Raw genomic sequence first — 14,966 nt, 5'->3', positions numbered from 1 at the left:
GTGCACCCGCGCGGCCGGAGGCCCCGTGCGTCCCAGCGGTTGGGACGATGCCCTGGAGGCGGCGCTCGGCCCCGACAGGGCGGCGCGTTGGCTCGTGAATCGCGGCCAGTACCGTCCGACCATCCGGGTGGCTCGCGTCGACGGCGCGCCGGTGGCGGCGGTCCTGACCTCGGGTCGCCCGGCGACGGCCGCGGTGAAGATCGTCGATCTGTGGTGGGACGGGTCCGAGGCAGGGCTCGCGGAGGCGGGTGCGCTGCTCGACACCGTCGTGGCCGCGTCGTGGCTGCACCAGGACGCGGCCGTGAAGTGGGAGCTCTCGCCCGGCGAGGAGCTGCCCGCGCTCGCGGTCGAGCGGGGCTTCGTGCCGCTGCGCTCTCCGTGGGCCGCGAAGGGGACCGAGCGGTTCGGTGGCGGCGTACTGTGGCTGGTCGACCTTCCGCACGACGAGCTCGGGTACTACGCCCAGACCACGCTCTACACGTGTGGCGCGGTCGCCGCACTCATGGCGGTCGAGGCACGCGGCGCGCGGGGCTTCGCCGGTGATGCGGCCGATCGCGACCGCGAGCTCGACTTCTGGCGCGCGGCGACCAACCACCCGGCGTGCGAGCCGGTGGGTCTCGCGGTGCGCTTGCGGGAGGACGTGGGGGCCGATGCGGGCGTCGAGGTGGCGCTCGATGCCGACGGCCCCGTGCTGCTCGAGGGGTACGAGGGCTTCGAGCGCGAGTACCGGGCGGAGCTCCAGGAGCAGTCGCTGTCGCGGGCCGAGGCGCTCGGGGTGCCGGTGGGGCGCGAGCGCGTCTCGATGGCGGAGCTCGAGTCGCGCCTCACGGGCGGCGAGGTCGCGCTGCTCTTGGTCGACGAGGCTCCGATGCATGGGGTGACCGGCGCGCATTGGATCGTGGCGCATGCGGCGCGCGACGGGATGTTCGTGGTCGAGGACCCGTGGGTCGAGGACGCGGCGGGGGAGACGTGGGTCGACACGCACGCGATGCCCGTGGCCGCGGAGGACCTGGACCGCATGGTGGCGTGGGGGCCGGAGGGGTACCGCGGCATCGTCTTCCTGCGACGCCAGTAGTGTTCCTGCATGGCCAAGCTGTACTTCCGCTACGGAGCGATGAATTCGTCCAAGACGGCGCTGTTGCTGACCGCGGCTCACAACTATGAGGAGCGCGACCAGCATCCGGTGATCGTCAAGCCGGGAGTCGACACCAAGGCGGGGCAGTCGGTGTCCTCGCGCGTGGGCGTCGAGCGTCCGGTGGACGTGGTGCTTGGGGCGGAGGAGTCGCTGCGCGAGCGGCTGCTCGCGCTGCGGCCGTACGCGGACATCGACGCGGTCTTCATCGACGAGGCCCAGTTCCTCACCCCCGCCCAGGTGGACGAGGCCTTCGAGGTGGCCGTCCTGCACGGCGTCCCGGTGCTCTGCTACGGGCTGCGCGGCGACTTCACGACGCGGTCCTTCCCCGGATCGATGCGTCTGCTCGAGATCTCGCACTCGATCGAGGAGCTCAAGACCATTTGCCGATGCGGGTCGAAGGCGATCTTCAACGGCCGCCGGGTGGGCGGACAGTTTGTGACGCACGGCGAGCAGGTCGCGATCGACGGGCAGCACGCGGAGTACGAGTCGCTGTGCGGTCGCTGCTACGTCGACAAGGTGGGTCCGGTCGCGCACGGTTCTTAGTTGGCTTCTTGGGCGCGGCGGGTTCCGGGCGCCGGGCGCTCGACCCGTCGCCGCCGGACCCCGACCGTTGTTGCGCGACGCTCGCGCATTTCACGCACGAAGCGCGGCGAGTGGTTCCGCGACGCTCGCGCATTTCACGCACGAAGCGCGGCCGATGCTCCGGGGTCACGGCGCTGGGTGTGCCGTCCACAGATCTGACGTGAGTCGTGGAAGGGGCGTTGCTGGCCTGCCTACGGTCGCCGCATGGGACATCGATTGCATGTGTGGGAGGGTCCGATGCCGCACTCGGACCTCGAGGCGCACCGCCACTTCGTGCGACTCGCCGACACGTACCTTGGCGGACCGCCGACTCCGCCGACCGAGAAGATGGCTGCCTTCGTCGCGGAGCTGCAGTCGATCTGGCCCGAGACGCCCGATCATCGGGTTCCGGGCTGTCCGTGGAAGTGGTCGGCGGTCGACGCTGCGAGCGGACCGGTGTGGGACTGCGAGTCCGTCTTCTCGGAGTGGCGGATCGCGACGGCTGTGGTCGCGGCGCTGGCGGAGAAGCACGGGCTGATCTGGCACGACCCCCAGTACCCGGAGTTGAAGGCGGGGATCCGGCCCATCTGGGATCGGCATCCCTCTGTGGTCGCGTGAAGGCCTATTTGAGCGTGGAGTGAAACAGCGTGGAGGCATCCTCGCACGGGCGCGGTGGGTTCTGCCGGAGCGGTGGTCCCGCAGCCAGGGGAGGCGGCCCTGTCCCCACCCCCACCTAGACTGGCGCGCATGGCAGGAGCGGGCACGAGCGAGGGCGGCGACGGCCTCAACCAAGCCCAGCGCGCCGCCGTCGAGACCGGCGCGAGCCACAACCTCGTGCTCGCGGGTGCGGGCACCGGCAAGACCACCACGATCGTCGCGCGCATCCGCCACCTCATCAAGGGCGGCGCCGCCCCTGACCGCATCCTCGCGCTCACCTTCACGCGAAGGGCCGCCGCGGAGATCCGCAGCCGGGTGCAGGACCCGGCCAGGGCATCGTCCCCCGTGCCCGCCATGACCTTCCACGCGTGGGCCATGAGGGAGGTGCGGACCAGCCCGGACGTGTTCGGCTACGACGGCTGGAGCGTGATCGACGCGGACGACCAACTGCAGGTGATGCGTGGCGTGCTCGGACGCGGGAAGCGCGTGGAGGGCCTCAAGGCGGCGCAGATCATCGGCGTGCTGTCCTTCGCGAGGAACACGCGGCGCACGCTCGCGGACGCGATCGCGGCCAAGCACCCGGATGCGGAGATCGACGCGAAGGTGCTCGGCGAGGCGGTGCGCGCGTACGAGGCCCGCAAGCGCGAGCGCCGCTATCTCGACTACGACGACGTCCTCGCGGTGTGTGCCGCTCGTCTCAAGGATCCGGCCGTCGCCGCCTGGGTGGGCGGCCACTACGACGAGATCCTGATCGACGAGATGCAGGACACCAACCCGCTGCAGTGGGCGATCATCGACCCGCTGGTCACGCACACGCGCTTCTACTGCGTGGGTGACGATGCCCAGTCGATCTACGGCTTTCGCGGGGCGGACTTCGCGTCGATCCACTCGTTCGGGGAGCGCGTGCCGGGCGCGCGAGTGCTGCGGCTCGAGGACAACTATCGGTCCACGCAGGAGATCCTCGACCTGAGCAACTGGCTGCTCGAGCAGTCGCCGCTGCACTACGGCAAGCACCTGCGCGCGGTGCGCGGCAGCGGCGCCAAGCCCGAGCTGCACAGCTTCGAGACCCCGCAGGACGAGGCCGGTTGGATCACGGGCGAGCTGCTCCGTGCGCGCGACGATGGGCTGCCGTGGAGCACGCACCTCATCCTGGTGCGCACCAACTACTCGGGCCGGGCCATCGAGGCGCGGCTGGTCGAGAACGACATCCCGTACGTGTTCTTCGGCGGCACCAAGTTGCTCGAGAGCAGGCACGTGCGCGACGTGCTCTCCGCGCTCCGGGTGATCGCGAATCCTGACGACGAGGTCGCGTGGATGCGCCTCCTCACGCTCGTGCCGCGCGTGGGTGACGTCACGGCTGCTAGGGCATTCGATGCGGTGCTCGCCGCGAGGGCGGACGGCGCCTCCGCGCGCGACGCCCGTGCCGGCGCGCTCGCCGCACTGCCCGGCTGGCTGCGCGCGGGGCTCGACGCGATCGAGGAGGCGGCCGGGCAAGTGGACGATGCCGTGGGCAGGGCCGCGGCCATGCTCCAGCCGGTCCTCGCGCACAAGTACCGCAACGAGAACTGGGACGCGCGGGCCAGGGACCTCGCGCACGTGGAGCGCCTCGCGGCGACTCGGGGGAGCATCACCGAGTTCATCGAGGAGTTCCTGCTCTCGCCCGTGTTCGCCTCGGAGCTGACCGCCGAGCCCAAGGACGGCGACCACGTGATCGTGTCGACGGTGCACTCGGCGAAGGGGCTCGAGCGGGACTGGGCGTTCTGCGCGGGGGTCTCGGCCGGCGCGTATCCTCGGCGCGGTCGCTGGGCGACGTCAACGAACTCGAGGAAGAGCGGCGCGTGCTCTACGTCGCGCTCACGCGGGCGCGCGACCGGCTCGCCGTGACCCGCACCGTCGCCCACACGCCGGTGCGCGCGTGGGTCGGCACGGGCGCGAGCGCCGGCTTTGTCGAGGACGCGTACTTCCTGGGAACGCTGCCCGAGCTGCTCGTGCGCGAGACGGTGCACGTGCCGGGTCGCGCACCGCGGCCCGCACCCCCGCCGGGCCTCGCGGTGCCGGCGGAGGTGGACCTCAGCGTCGACCTGGGAGAGCTCTGACGGTTGTGCCCGGCCCCGCCCGCCGCGGTGCGACTACGGCTGTGGCGCCCACGGGTCGACCAGTGAGATGCCGGTGTCGGCGAAGTCCTTGACGCTCCTGGTCGCGCAGGTGGCGCCGTGGGCACGGCAGATCGCGGCGATTTGCGCGTCGGCCATGCTGATCGGCGCTCCCGCCCGGTCGCGGGACACGAGGACGTCCGCGTAGTGGACCGCGGCCGCGTCGTCGAACGGCAACACGGATCCGCTCCCGCGATATGGTTCGATCGCTGCGCCCACCCGCGCAGCAAGTGCGTCCTTGCGGGCGCCGGCGGGTAGTCGCCCGATCCCGGCCCACATCTCGGCCATGGTCACGGCCGTGATGGCGACATCGCCCTCGAGTGCCTGCAGCCAAGCCATGACGCCGGGATCCGGGCGCGCACGGAAGATCTCCGAGATGACGTTGGTGTCGAGAACAATCACTCGAAGTCCGCCACGCGCGCGACATCGCCCCGCTCGGGAACGCACAGTTCGACGCCCTCGCCTGCGTCGCGAGCGGCCTCGAGGAGCGCGATCCCGATGTGGGGCCGCCTGGCGGCCTTGGTGAGGATCTCGCGCACCTCGGCCTCCATGGAACGTCCGTGCTCCCTGGCCTGAGCCGCGAGTTGCCTCTTCACGGACTCGTCGAGCCCCCGCACAATGATGGACGGCATGGCAGTCACCTCCGTTGATATCAATAACGATATCACCGCACCGGCGGTCGACCCACGGCTCTCAGCGCTCACCCGATCAGGTAGGCGAAGCTAGTGTTTCGTCAGCGCTTGCACCGTCAACTGTTGCGGAGAGCGGAGATGAGCTCGCCCTTGCGCTTCTTGGAGTAGCCGGTCAGGCCGATCTCCTTGGCGCGCTCGCGGAGCTCGGGCACGGTCCAGTCCTCGTAGTCGCCGGCCTTGCCGCCCTTGCGGCCGACGCGTGAACGGCCCTCCTTGGCGGCGGCGTTGCTGATCCGGGCCGCCTTCTGCTTGCTGGCGCCGTCGTCGCGCAGCTTCTCGTAGAGCTCGGGATCCTTCAGGCTGGGGGTGCTGCGATCGGGCATGAGTGCCTCCTCTGCATTGGGGACCCGTTCCACGGTACGCGCGATCTCGAGATGCCTCCACCTTGCGTTTCGTAGGGTGGAAGACCTGCGCCAACCAAGGAGGAGACCCATGCTCAACGACTGGCTCGAGGGCGGCACGGCCGTGGCAATCAGCGTGGGGGTGGCGGTCCTCGCCGCGCTCGCGGTCGAAACCGTCATGCGGCTGGTCGCGAGACGGCAGACGTGGGCGCGCCAACTCATGGGATACGCGCGGCGGCCGTTCTGGGCGTTGGCGCTGGTGCTCGGTTTCTGGCTCGGGCTACGCGCGGCGCTGATGGGCAGCGACTGGTTGACCGTGTTCTCGCGGCTGTTCACGATCGCGGCGATCGCCGCCTTCGCGTGGCTGCTCGTCGCCTTCGTGCAGTTCGTGACCGACCTGGCGCTGGGCCGGCATCGGATTGACGTGCCGGACAACCGGCTCGCGCGGCGGCTGCGCACCCAGACCCTCATCCTCCGACGCGTCGCGATCGCGCTGATCGTGGTGATCGGGATCGGCGCGGCGCTGTTCACGTTCGACGCGGTGCGGGCGGTCGGCGCGAGCCTGCTGGCGTCGGCTGGCATCGCGTCAATCGTGGCGGGCCTCGCGGCGCAGTCCGTGCTGGGCAACATGTTCGCCGGGATTCAGCTGGTGTTCAGCGACGCGCTGCGCGTGGACGACGTCATTGTCGCGGACGGCGAGTGGGGCAGGGTCGGCGAGATCACGCTGAGCTACGTCGTGCTCGACCTCTGGGACGACCGCCGCCTGGTGTTGCCGTGCACGTACTTCACCACCACGCCGTATCAGAACTGGACGCGCCACGGCAGCGAGCTGCTGGGTTCGGTCGAGTTCGATCTCGACTGGCGGGTCTCGCCGCAGCGCATGCGTGAACACCTCGAGGCCGTGCTGGCCGACACCCCGCTCTACGACGGACGGACCTCCGTGCTGCAGGTGACCGAGGCGACCGCGGGCTTCGTGCGCGTGCGGATCCTGGTGACGGCCAAGGACGCACCCACGCTGTACGACCTGCGCTGCTTCGTGCGCGAGGCGATGGTGCTGTGGATTCAGAGCGTGATGCCCGAGGCCGCCCCCGCGCAGCGTGTGCTGGTCTCCGATCACGCCGCGGCGTCCGCGCCGGAGCGCGGTGGCGTGGCGCGGCCGTCCGAGCAGGCGGGGGAGGGCGGCCTCTTCTCCGGTAGTGCGGAAGCGGAGGAACGCGCGAGCCAGTTTGCCCACGGCGAGTCGCGGGAGGCGCGCGACGCGCGGGCCGAGGACGAAGGGGACGATGCCCCGGCCGCCCGGTGACGGACGCGCGCGGGTGACCGGGGCATCGTCCTCCCGTCAGGGCGCCAGGAGGATCTTGCCCGCCCGGCCGGGTGCGGCGTTGGCGCGGACGGCATCGGCGATCTCGCTCAGGGGGTAGGTGGCCTCGACGGGGAGGGTGATGGTGCCGTCGGCGAGGCGCGCGAGGAGCTCGCCGATCAGGCGGCCACGGTCCTGCGCGGGCATCGCCGCGCTGACCTTGCTGCCCCAGAAGCCGCGCACCGTGGCTTGCTTGAAGATCACGTCGCCCGACGCGATCTCCATGGTCGGCGAGGCCATCGCGCCGAAGACGACCAGCGTTCCGTCCTCCGCGAGCTGCGACAGGACGTCGCCGCTGGCCTGACCGCCCACCGAGTCGATGCCCACCCGCACGGGTGCCCCGCCCGTCAGCTCCGCGACGCGGTCCTGCCAGCCCTCGGAGTCCGTCGCGACAATCCGCTCGATGCCGTGCGCGGCGAGCTCGGCGACGCCCTCGGCGCGGCGGACCAGGCAGATCACGTTGATTCCGCGCGCGGGGGCGAGCTGCGCCACCAGGCGGCCGACCGCTCCGTTGGCGGCGTTCTGAATCATCCAGTCACCGCTCTCGAGCCCCAGCGAGTCGAGCAGGCTGAGCGCGGAGAAGGGCATGGCGACCAGCTGTGCGGCGGCCTCGTCCGAGATGCCGTCCGGGACGGGCAGGAGCGCGGCGGCGTTGGCGATGAACTGCTCGGCCCACACGCCGAAGGTGCCGCCGGTCGCGACCCGCTGGCCGATCTCGAGGTGCGTCACGCCCTCGCCGAGCGCGTCGACGATTCCGACGGCCTCGGTTCCGGCGCGCGCGGGCAGCTCGGGCGTGACGCCGTACGTGCCGCGGACGGTCCACACGTCGTGGTTGTGGATGGGGGACAGCAGCAGGCGCACGCGCGCCTCGCCGGGGCCGGGCTCGGGGGTCGCGACGTCCTCGGGGGCGAGGACCTGGGCCGGGTCGCCGAACGTGTGGTGGATCAGCGCGCGCATGGGTGCCTGCTTTCGTCTGAAGGGTGGCCTTGTGGGCCGGGGTGTGGTGCGCCGACGTTCGTCGGGTGCCGATTTCCGTCAACGGCGATGCGCCCCGGGGCATTCCGCCACTGGGTGTCGTGGCATCCTTGTCGGCGTGATCGACGCCAGCCTCATGACCGTGGACGCCGCCCTCGAGACCTTTGCGCTGGAGGTCGCGCACCGGCCGTTGGTGCGGCAAGTCGCGCTGCGCGCTGGGATCTCCAGCGCCGAGGTCAAGGCCAGCTACGTCAAGCTCATCCGCGTCGACGGGCTACCGCCGCTGCACGTCACGCGCCGCGGGATCGAGAGGTTCGCCTCGCAGGTCGAGGCGGTGTCCGCGACCGGGCTGGCCGATGCGGTGTGGTCGAAGGTCAACCGCGCGGGGGTCGAGAACTGGGGAGTGGTCTTTCCCCGGGCGGAGGCGCCGGCGAGTTCTTCCCCCACGTCTCCTACCCCCACGGCGCCGGCGGCCGCGGGCCCCACGCGCCGCATCGTCCCTCCCGCACGACCAGTCGAGCGCGACTACGGCGTGTGCGAGACGTGCTGGCAGTCACGCACCGCCGCGGGCTCGTGCGGGTGCGACGACTGACGGGTGCCGAGTCACCCCGCGATCAGGAGGCGTGCGTCTGTTCGACGTGACGAAGAGCGGGCAGCGGGGCCGCGAGCAGGTGGCGATCCTGCGGGTGGTCGCGGTAGTGGGCGATCACGGCCGCGACCACTGCCGGGTCGGAACCCAGCCGTGACGCGTTGATGAAGGTGCCACCCTCGGTCGAGTCGATCACAAGCTCGCCATCACGGCCTGCGGGTCGGGTCGTGACCTCGCCCACCTGGTCCCAGGTGAGGCGCAGGCGGGTCGCGCCGCGCACGCCCACCAGGCCGGACTCGGAGACCTCGAGCCCCCGCGGGATGCGGAGCGCCATCGCCTGTTGGGCCAGCCAGCCGATCGAGAGGCCCGTGATCGCCCAGATCCACACCGCGCCCTGTCCCGACAGGATGGTCGGGTCGAACGTGGCGGCGATGATCCCGGGCAGGAGGCCCGTGCCGGCGATGGGAAACGGCCATCGGTCGAGCGCGGCGGGTGGGATGAAGGTGAGCGGTCCGTCTGCGCGGGCACGCACGCGCTGCGGGGCAGTCGCGCTCACGAGGGTGCGCATGTATCCGAGGAACATCGCCATCATCACCGCGACCGCGGCCAGCACCAGGCGCAGCGCGGGATCGTCCGTCGCAAGGGCTACGCCGGCCGCGATGAGGGCCGGCACGCCGATCGCGACGTAGAGCATGGCGGGTGAGGCGGGGCGCGCCCCCGAAGCCGCGTGCCCCGCGCCGGCGGGCGTGCGTGCGGAGAGTCGGATGTGAGTCTGCAGGTCTGCCACGGATGATCCGATTCAGTCGAAGGGGTTGAGCCAGCTGCCAAAGTCGTGCAGGCCCGCGTCGATGGATTCGCGTGTATCGAGGGGGACCCAGGCTTCCCACGCCCACTTGGCGCCTTCGCCGACGGCCACCGCGGCGCCCGCGACCACGATCGCGACGCCCAGCGGCGGGACGGCCACGCCGGCGGCGGCGATTGCTCCGCCCGCGAGCCCAGCGCCGGCGGCGCCGCCGAGGAGTCCCACTCCTGCGCTGGACGGGGAACCACCCGCGGCGACCTCGACGCCTGCGCTCACCACGTCGATCACGGTGCCCGCGACCGGGATGATGCGCGAGGACTTCGACACGCCCGCAATCGTCTCGTTGAGGGCGCGGATGCCCTGGCGCACCGCCGCGGGATCCGCGGCCTCCGCGGCAGCGCGGATCGCGGGGTTGCCCGAGCGCAGTCCGGCCTGGAACGCATCCGCCTGCAGCTGCAGATCGCTCACGTGGGCGCGGAAGCCTGCGAGATCGCGGGCCGTTCGCGCATCGGCATATTCAAAGGCGAGGCCCACGGCCTCCTCGTTGCCCTTGGTGAGCCCCTCGAGGGCCGTCGCGCCCTCCTTGAGATCGTTGACGCGGCCCACGAGAGGGGAGAAGTGCTCCGCGATCCACGTCTCGAGGTCGCCCCACCAGGTGCCGACCTCCGCGGAGATCTCCTGGTAGACCTTCACCCGGTCCATGTACCGGTTCCACTCGTCGAGCTCGGGGGAGTCGGGACCATTCGGATCGGGGCAGAACTGCAGCCACGTCGACGGCGGGGAGATCGCGTCGCCCACCACCGTGAGACCCTCGTCGCGGGCGCGTGAGGCGAGGGCCGCAAAGTCCTCGGCACCACGCTCGAGGCGGCCGGCGTAGGCGCGCATGACCTCGGCGACATCGGCGATGTAGCTGTGCACGTTGTCGTTCGCGCGGCGCACCGCCTGCGCCGCCGAGTTGAACGCGTATCCCGACTGGCCCTGCCACAGGTACTGAGCGTCGCCCACCACGTAGGCGAGTTCGAGATCCGCGGTGACCACGGCGTCCTTGAGCGTCGGGTCCAGCCACTGGGCGGCGGCGCGAATCGCGGTGGGATCGCCGGGGATGGTGAGGCTGATGCTCATGACTCGTCCTGGACGGCGGACTTCAGGTCTGCGAGCTCCTCCACGGCGCGCTGCTCGTTGGAGGAGAAGTCCTCGAGGACGTCCTTCGCGACGGCGATCAGCGCCCGATAGCCATCCGCCGTGGTTCCTGCCGCGTCGAGCGCGGCGGCCATCGCGAAGCCGATCAGCTCCGACGCAATCCCGCCGTCCGGGGCGTCAGGGACGCCCGCGAGGGTGGTGTCGAGGGCGTCGACGTGCACCAGGGCATCGTCAAAACGCACATTCAGTTGGTCCTTGCTGACGGCGATCTCACTCATGCGAGACGCCCGTTCTTGACCAGATGGGAGGGCATCTTCTGGTCGAAGGCGACCACATCGAAAGGCTGCTGCGCCTTGACCTCGCCCAAGTGGGACGTGTGGAGGAGCGCCCACGGCTGATTTTCGCCGCAGCCGTCCGCGAGCCGGTCGAGCGCGGTGTACGCAAGCAGCGCGGTGCGACCGTCGCGCAGCGCGCGCACCTCGGGGAACGATCCCCTTCGGGGTGCTCGCGCACCGACAGATACAGAACCGGCGGCACAATCACGGACGGTTGAAGGTCCATGAGTGGCATCCCCCTGGTGCGGACTCGTAGGTGGTGGGAGCCACCTTAGCGCGGCTTCGCGGGAGAGGGCCGATGCTGTGGGGGGCTACGCGGCTCGGCTTCGCGCGAGGCTCGGCCAGGCTGCCGTGACGCTGCGGCCATGCCGGGCCGTGGTCACGTCGCGTCGGGTGGGCGCGGCTGGTGCCGATGGTGGCTCACCGATCGAGAGGTCGGGGTCAAGTGCCGTCGAGTACACGGGTTGCAAGCGCGAAGACAGTGCGTCGATGTCGGCCGCACCCTGAGCAGGCACAACGGCGCGTACGGGCGAGGCTCTGCGCCACGATGGGGCAGGCTATGAGTGGAGCGCCCGGCGCTCCCTGATTGAGGGGCGGAACATGGCAAACGCCGTAGCGGGATGGTACGACGATGGTTCAGGCAAGATGCGGTGGTGGGACGGTCGCGAGTGGACCGACGAGTTCCAGGCCGAGGAGCCGAAGCAGCAGGGCCTCAGCGGAGTCGTCAGCAGGATTGAGGCTGAGGCGGTATCGGGCGCACGGCCACGACCCGCGCCCCAGGGGATGACCTATGTCGTGCTTCAGGTGATTCTCAAAGAGAAGCTGTGGGGTACGGGTTCCGGGAATTTGACCGAACTCGAGCGTGTCATCAACCGCCAAGCGGCGCTCGGCTATCGGTTGCATACGATCTCGACCGCAGCTTCCGGGAGCAAGGGCATGGGCGGTGGCGATCGTATCCAAGCGACGATGGTGTTTGAAAAGGTGTCCTGAACGATCCGTGGTGGGCGAAGTCAGGGCCGGAGGGTCCGCGCCCCCGAGTGCGAACTTGGTGACGACGTGATTCGTCGATCGCGGTGAATTGCGTCGGGCGAGGTCGCGAGCACCCGCCGAGTCCTGGGTCAGTGGTTGAGTTCCTCGGACTTGGTCGGCTGCGACGTCACGTGGCACGCGTCTCTTTGCCTGCACGGGTGCACGGCGTGAGGTGGCTTGGGTGATCCGCGCGCGGTGCACTTCGCGAGGAGGTCGGCGCCCGGGCGCATCGCGGCGCGGGGAGAGGGGAAGGGGGTCTTGTAGCTGTTGGCCATAGGGCGTTCCTCAGCACAGGCGGTTCACCTACGCCACCGCTGCCGACCCGATGCTGGCCCGGTGGACCTGTGATGGCGCGCAGTGCCGGGAACCCCGCATTCGCGTGTATTGACAGAGGACGGGCAGTTCTCCGGCGCCGAACACCCCCGAATTCGTGAGCGCGAGCGCGCAGTTGGCGACGCGGGCTACGTCCCCCACGGTTGTGTGAGTAGTCTCCTGCCAGGGGGTTCAGTGATGACTGCTGGAGGATCGGCGGAGGCCGAGGCGCGACGCCAGGCGGCTCTAGCCGAGCAGTACACGGCTGCGGCGGCTGAGGCGCGCGCGGCGGCCGCCCGCTACGGCGTGGCCGCGGTGACCGAGAAGCGAACGATGCAGGTGCTTGCGCCGCTCGCCGCGATCGGTGTGCACTTCCTGGCCGACCGCCGTTGGCCTGGCAGCAGGCGTGCCCAGGTGGATCTCGTGGTGATCGGCCCGCAGGGCGTGTTCATTGTCGACACCAAGGCGTGGAAGGACGTGTCGATGCGCCAGGGGCGCATCCACCGCGGTGACGAGGACGTCACCGAGGACCTGATGGCGCTCGCGGACCTGGCGGACACCATCGAGGGTGACCTTGCCGAGGTCGGGCTCGCACCCGGCGAAGTCCACGCCGTCGCGGTGCTGGCGGGGCAGAAGGGGATTGGCGAGCGCATCGGTCCCGTACTAGTGGTGGGCGAGGGCGACATCCTGCGCAACATCGCGTCGCGCGGCGCGCGCCTGACTGAGGCGCAGGTGGACGTGGTGTTGGGTCGCGCGCTCGCCCTGCTCCCTCAGGTGCACGCGGCTCCCGCCCCCACGCCCACTCTTCCCGAGCCGGTGGTGGCTGCGTCGGCGCCCGCGCCGACGTCCGTGATCGAGGAGCTCATCACGTCTGACGAGGTCGAGGCTGCCCTGCTCGAGGGGATCCTGGCGCAACCCATCGAGGACTGGATGAGCTTCCTCCACCCCAATCAGGCGAAGCTGGTGCGCCGCAGTTTCAACGGACCCTCTCGCATCCGAGGTGCGGCAGGCACCGGCAAGACAGTCGTGGGCTTGCATCGTGCCGCCTACCTCGCCGGAACTCGGCAAGGCAAAATCCTATTCGCGACCTTCATCCGCACGCTGCCGGACGTGATGCGCGAGAACCTACGCCGTATGGCGCCCGACGCCGTGGATCGGGTGGAGTTCACCGGCGTGCACCGCTTCGCGCTCGATGTCCTGGCGAACCGTGGGGTCGCATGCCGGATCGACAGCCGTCGCGCGGACGGCGCATTCGAGCGGGCTTGGGCGGCGGTGCCACCGAGTAGCCCGTTGCGTGCCAAGGGCCTGACCAAGCGGTACTGGCAAGAGGAACTCCGCTACGTCATCAAGGGGCGTGGCCTGACCCAGTTTCACGAGTACTCCGACCTGACGCGGACGGGGCGCACGCATCGTCTCGGGTTGGCTGAACGCGGCGCGGTGTGGGATCTCTATATGGAGTACACCCGGCTGCTGCGGGAGGCGAGGGTGCACGATTTCGAGGACGCGATCCTGCTGGCGGAGGCGGAACTCAAGCGTCAGCCGCTCGAGGACCCGTACGTGGCGGTCATCGTTGACGAGGCGCAGGACCTGTCCTGCGCGATGGTGCGGATGCTGCACACGGTGGTGGGGGACGCGACAGACGGGCTGACGCTGATCGGCGACGGTCAGCAGTCCATCTATCCCGGCGGGTACACGCTTGCCGAGGCGGGGGTCTCGGTGGCCGGCCGCGGCGTGGTGATGGATGTGAACTACCGGAACACGGCCGAGGTGCTCGGCTTCGCACACACTGTGATCGCAGGAAGCGAGTACGCGGACATCGAGGGCGAGGTCGCACGCGGCGAGCGCCCCGCGGACGTGCCGCGTCACGGTCCCGAGCCGGTGGTCGCACGATGCGCGACGCAGGGCGAGCATGATCGTGTGATGGTCGCGAGAGTTCGGGCGGCGACGGAGGCAATGGGCACGGGGCTCGGCGACGTGGCTGTGCTCTGCTCGTCGACGTGGGCGGTGCGGCAGGCGGTCGGTGCGCTCAAGGCCGCGCGTCTGCCCGTGCTCGAGCTCGACAAGTACGACGGCGTGCCGGTCGACGCGGTGAAGGTGGGCACGATCAAGCGGGCCAAAGGGCTTGAGTTCAAACAGGTGCTGCTGCCGTATCTGCGCGAAGCGGCACTGGGCGGGGGCGAGCCGCCGCTTGATGGCCTGGAGCGCGAACGCTGGGAGCTGGAGCGGCGCGAGCTCTTTGTCGGTGCGACCCGTGCGCGTGATGGGCTGTGGCTCGGGGTGGCGTCGTAGTGAAAGCACAGGTCGACGTGGCGGGAGCGATGCTAGACACGCTCTGGGCCACGATGAGCCCGTTCCTACCGCTGATTATTCCAGCCGTGGCATTCGCGATCGTGACTTCCTTCCCGATGCTGGGCAGGGGACCGGTGAGCTCGCGTCGCGACCCGTGGCGAGGATACAAGTACGGTGCCCGCGCCACAGTCTTCGAACGCGCGGGTGGACGATGCGAGGGAGCGGTGTCCGTCGCCTGGGGGCGGTGTCCAGACTTAGCCACCGAGATCGATCACATCTTCCCGCACTCCAAAGGCGGTCCCATGGTGGTCAGCAATGGTCAGGCGCTGTGCCGAGACCACAACCGCCGCAAGCGCGACATGACCCCGCCGTGGTGGTACGTCCTCGCATTGGAGAAGCGGCGGCGCGGGTATTTCCCAGTGGGGGCAGATGTTCGTGTTCGTGCGGTGATGAGCGAGGCTGAAGCCCAACTGCGCCGGTAGCTGCCGGCGGCTCTCCAGATCATCGGGATTGCGTGGTCTCCGACGTATGCGTAGCTGTTTGTTGTGGGAAGGAATGCGAGGCAGGCAACGACAGATGCCACCCGGTGCTCAGAA

Annotated in this window: 19 protein-coding genes; 10 read left to right on the top strand and 9 right to left on the bottom strand. The window is 70.2% G+C overall.

Annotated features, from left to right (window positions below):
- The first annotated feature begins 25 nt into the window (after nt 1–25).
- From QUE44_RS06505 to QUE44_RS06485, 5 genes are all read left to right on the top strand, one after another.
- Nucleotides 26–1,075, top strand: a complete 1,050-nt coding sequence (locus QUE44_RS06505; protein ID WP_286216556.1) for a peptidase C39 family protein — start codon at nt 26–28, stop codon at nt 1,073–1,075.
- 9 nt (nt 1,076–1,084) lie between these two features.
- The gene (locus tag QUE44_RS06500) at nt 1,085–1,678 is read left to right on the top strand and encodes a thymidine kinase (protein WP_286216555.1); all 594 of its coding nucleotides are present in this window, start codon (nt 1,085–1,087) and stop codon (nt 1,676–1,678) included.
- Nucleotides 1,679–1,921: 243 nt separating this feature from the next.
- Nucleotides 1,922–2,314, top strand: coding sequence for a hypothetical protein (locus QUE44_RS06495; protein WP_286216554.1), 393 nt, complete (start codon nt 1,922–1,924; stop codon nt 2,312–2,314).
- A gap of 129 nt (nt 2,315–2,443) precedes the next feature.
- Nucleotides 2,444–4,237 carry an ATP-dependent helicase gene (locus QUE44_RS06490; RefSeq protein ID WP_286216553.1) on the top strand — a complete coding sequence of 598 codons (1,794 nt, stop codon included), beginning with the start codon at nt 2,444–2,446 and terminating at the stop codon, nt 4,235–4,237.
- Entirely contained in the window at nt 4,192–4,449 is a 258-nt protein-coding gene (locus tag QUE44_RS06485) for a hypothetical protein (RefSeq protein WP_286216552.1), read from the top strand. Before QUE44_RS06490 ends, QUE44_RS06485 begins: the two co-directional genes overlap by 46 nt.
- 33 nt (nt 4,450–4,482) lie before the next feature.
- Here QUE44_RS06485 and QUE44_RS06480 read toward each other — a convergent pair whose 3' ends face one another.
- The 3 genes from QUE44_RS06480 to QUE44_RS06470 all read right to left on the bottom strand — a co-directional run bounded on the left by QUE44_RS06480 (nt 4,483) and on the right by QUE44_RS06470 (nt 5,521).
- The gene (locus QUE44_RS06480) at nt 4,483–4,908 is read right to left on the bottom strand and encodes a type II toxin-antitoxin system VapC family toxin (RefSeq protein WP_286216551.1); all 426 of its coding nucleotides are present in this window, start codon (nt 4,906–4,908) and stop codon (nt 4,483–4,485) included.
- Nucleotides 4,905–5,138: a FitA-like ribbon-helix-helix domain-containing protein gene (locus QUE44_RS06475; RefSeq protein WP_286216550.1), complete on the bottom strand. Its 234-nt coding sequence runs from the start codon at nt 5,136–5,138 to the stop codon at nt 4,905–4,907. Before QUE44_RS06475 ends, QUE44_RS06480 begins: the two co-directional genes overlap by 4 nt.
- Before the next feature lie 116 nt (nt 5,139–5,254).
- Nucleotides 5,255–5,521 (bottom strand): DUF7218 family protein, encoded by a 267-nt coding sequence (locus tag QUE44_RS06470; RefSeq protein WP_286216549.1) that lies wholly within the window; start codon nt 5,519–5,521, stop codon nt 5,255–5,257.
- Nucleotides 5,522–5,630: 109 nt separating this feature from the next.
- Here QUE44_RS06470 and QUE44_RS06465 point away from each other — a divergent pair, with 109 nt between their 5' ends.
- Nucleotides 5,631–6,842, top strand: a complete 1,212-nt coding sequence (locus tag QUE44_RS06465; protein ID WP_286216546.1) for a mechanosensitive ion channel family protein — start codon at nt 5,631–5,633, stop codon at nt 6,840–6,842.
- A gap of 36 nt (nt 6,843–6,878) precedes the next feature.
- Here the strand turns inward: QUE44_RS06465 and QUE44_RS06460 are convergent, their stop codons facing one another.
- Nucleotides 6,879–7,856 carry a zinc-binding dehydrogenase gene (locus QUE44_RS06460; protein WP_286216544.1) on the bottom strand — a complete coding sequence of 326 codons (978 nt, stop codon included), beginning with the start codon at nt 7,854–7,856 and terminating at the stop codon, nt 6,879–6,881.
- A gap of 136 nt (nt 7,857–7,992) precedes the next feature.
- Between QUE44_RS06460 and QUE44_RS06455 the strand changes: the two genes are divergently transcribed.
- The gene (locus QUE44_RS06455; protein WP_286216543.1) at nt 7,993–8,466 is read left to right on the top strand and encodes a hypothetical protein; all 474 of its coding nucleotides are present in this window, start codon (nt 7,993–7,995) and stop codon (nt 8,464–8,466) included.
- A 22-nt stretch (nt 8,467–8,488) separates the two neighbouring features.
- On the opposite strand, the gene QUE44_RS06450 is transcribed toward QUE44_RS06455, so the two are convergent.
- Genes QUE44_RS06450 through QUE44_RS06435 form a run of 4 tightly spaced genes read right to left on the bottom strand, consistent with a single transcriptional unit; the run spans nt 8,489 to nt 10,883 of the window.
- Nucleotides 8,489–9,250 carry a hypothetical protein gene (locus tag QUE44_RS06450; RefSeq protein ID WP_286216542.1) on the bottom strand — a complete coding sequence of 254 codons (762 nt, stop codon included), beginning with the start codon at nt 9,248–9,250 and terminating at the stop codon, nt 8,489–8,491.
- A 12-nt stretch (nt 9,251–9,262) separates the two neighbouring features.
- Nucleotides 9,263–10,387: a hypothetical protein gene (locus tag QUE44_RS06445; RefSeq protein ID WP_286216540.1), complete on the bottom strand. Its 1,125-nt coding sequence runs from the start codon at nt 10,385–10,387 to the stop codon at nt 9,263–9,265.
- Nucleotides 10,384–10,683: a hypothetical protein gene (locus QUE44_RS06440; protein ID WP_286216539.1), complete on the bottom strand. Its 300-nt coding sequence runs from the start codon at nt 10,681–10,683 to the stop codon at nt 10,384–10,386. Before QUE44_RS06440 ends, QUE44_RS06445 begins: the two co-directional genes overlap by 4 nt.
- Nucleotides 10,680–10,883, bottom strand: a complete 204-nt coding sequence (locus QUE44_RS06435) for an SAV_915 family protein (protein ID WP_286216538.1) — start codon at nt 10,881–10,883, stop codon at nt 10,680–10,682. Before QUE44_RS06435 ends, QUE44_RS06440 begins: the two co-directional genes overlap by 4 nt.
- Before the next feature lie 457 nt (nt 10,884–11,340).
- On the opposite strand from QUE44_RS06435, the gene QUE44_RS06430 reads away from it, so the two are divergent.
- A complete protein-coding gene (locus QUE44_RS06430) occupies nt 11,341–11,730 on the top strand; it encodes a DUF2510 domain-containing protein (protein WP_286216535.1) in 390 nt (129 codons plus the stop codon).
- Between the two features lie 128 nt (nt 11,731–11,858).
- On the opposite strand, the gene QUE44_RS06425 is transcribed toward QUE44_RS06430, so the two are convergent.
- Nucleotides 11,859–12,044, bottom strand: coding sequence for a hypothetical protein (locus QUE44_RS06425; protein WP_286216534.1), 186 nt, complete (start codon nt 12,042–12,044; stop codon nt 11,859–11,861).
- 235 nt (nt 12,045–12,279) lie between these two features.
- Here QUE44_RS06425 and QUE44_RS06420 point away from each other — a divergent pair, with 235 nt between their 5' ends.
- Both QUE44_RS06420 and QUE44_RS06415 read left to right on the top strand, forming a co-directional pair.
- Complete coding sequence (locus QUE44_RS06420) at nt 12,280–14,370, top strand: nuclease-related domain-containing DEAD/DEAH box helicase (protein WP_286216533.1); 2,091 nt, start codon at nt 12,280–12,282, stop codon at nt 14,368–14,370.
- A gap of 29 nt (nt 14,371–14,399) precedes the next feature.
- Nucleotides 14,400–14,852, top strand: a complete 453-nt coding sequence (locus QUE44_RS06415; RefSeq protein ID WP_350226914.1) for an HNH endonuclease — start codon at nt 14,400–14,402, stop codon at nt 14,850–14,852.
- Nucleotides 14,853–14,966: the final 114 nt, after the last annotated feature.

It is taken from the genome of Demequina sediminis (assembly GCF_030296675.1).
GTDB classification, from domain to species: Bacteria; Actinomycetota; Actinomycetes; order Actinomycetales; family Demequinaceae; genus Demequina; species Demequina sediminis.
The sequence above is the reverse complement of the archived record's forward strand: the minus strand, read 5'-3'. Positions and strand labels throughout refer to the sequence as shown.

Excerpts from the sequence above, each read along its gene's own strand:
- QUE44_RS06425 (WP_286216534.1), bottom strand. The coding sequence starts at position 12,044 with ATGGCCAACAGCTACAAGACCCCCTTCCCCTCTCCCCGCGCCGCGATG.
- QUE44_RS06470 (WP_286216549.1), bottom strand. The coding sequence starts at position 5,521 with ATGCCCGATCGCAGCACCCCCAGCCTGAAGGATCCCGAGCTCTACGAG.
- QUE44_RS06475 (WP_286216550.1), bottom strand. The coding sequence starts at position 5,138 with ATGCCGTCCATCATTGTGCGGGGGCTCGACGAGTCCGTGAAGAGGCAA.
- QUE44_RS06440 (WP_286216539.1), bottom strand. The coding sequence starts at position 10,683 with ATGAGTGAGATCGCCGTCAGCAAGGACCAACTGAATGTGCGTTTTGAC.
- QUE44_RS06465 (WP_286216546.1), top strand. The coding sequence starts at position 5,631 with ATGCTCAACGACTGGCTCGAGGGCGGCACGGCCGTGGCAATCAGCGTG.
- QUE44_RS06420 (WP_286216533.1), top strand. The coding sequence starts at position 12,280 with ATGACTGCTGGAGGATCGGCGGAGGCCGAGGCGCGACGCCAGGCGGCT.
- QUE44_RS06445 (WP_286216540.1), bottom strand. The coding sequence starts at position 10,387 with ATGAGCATCAGCCTCACCATCCCCGGCGATCCCACCGCGATTCGCGCC.
- QUE44_RS06490 (WP_286216553.1), top strand. The coding sequence starts at position 2,444 with ATGGCAGGAGCGGGCACGAGCGAGGGCGGCGACGGCCTCAACCAAGCC.
- QUE44_RS06460 (WP_286216544.1), bottom strand. The coding sequence starts at position 7,856 with ATGCGCGCGCTGATCCACCACACGTTCGGCGACCCGGCCCAGGTCCTC.
- QUE44_RS06430 (WP_286216535.1), top strand. The coding sequence starts at position 11,341 with ATGGCAAACGCCGTAGCGGGATGGTACGACGATGGTTCAGGCAAGATG.
- QUE44_RS06495 (WP_286216554.1), top strand. The coding sequence starts at position 1,922 with ATGGGACATCGATTGCATGTGTGGGAGGGTCCGATGCCGCACTCGGAC.
- QUE44_RS06500 (WP_286216555.1), top strand. The coding sequence starts at position 1,085 with ATGGCCAAGCTGTACTTCCGCTACGGAGCGATGAATTCGTCCAAGACG.
- QUE44_RS06415 (WP_350226914.1), top strand. The coding sequence starts at position 14,400 with ATGCTAGACACGCTCTGGGCCACGATGAGCCCGTTCCTACCGCTGATT.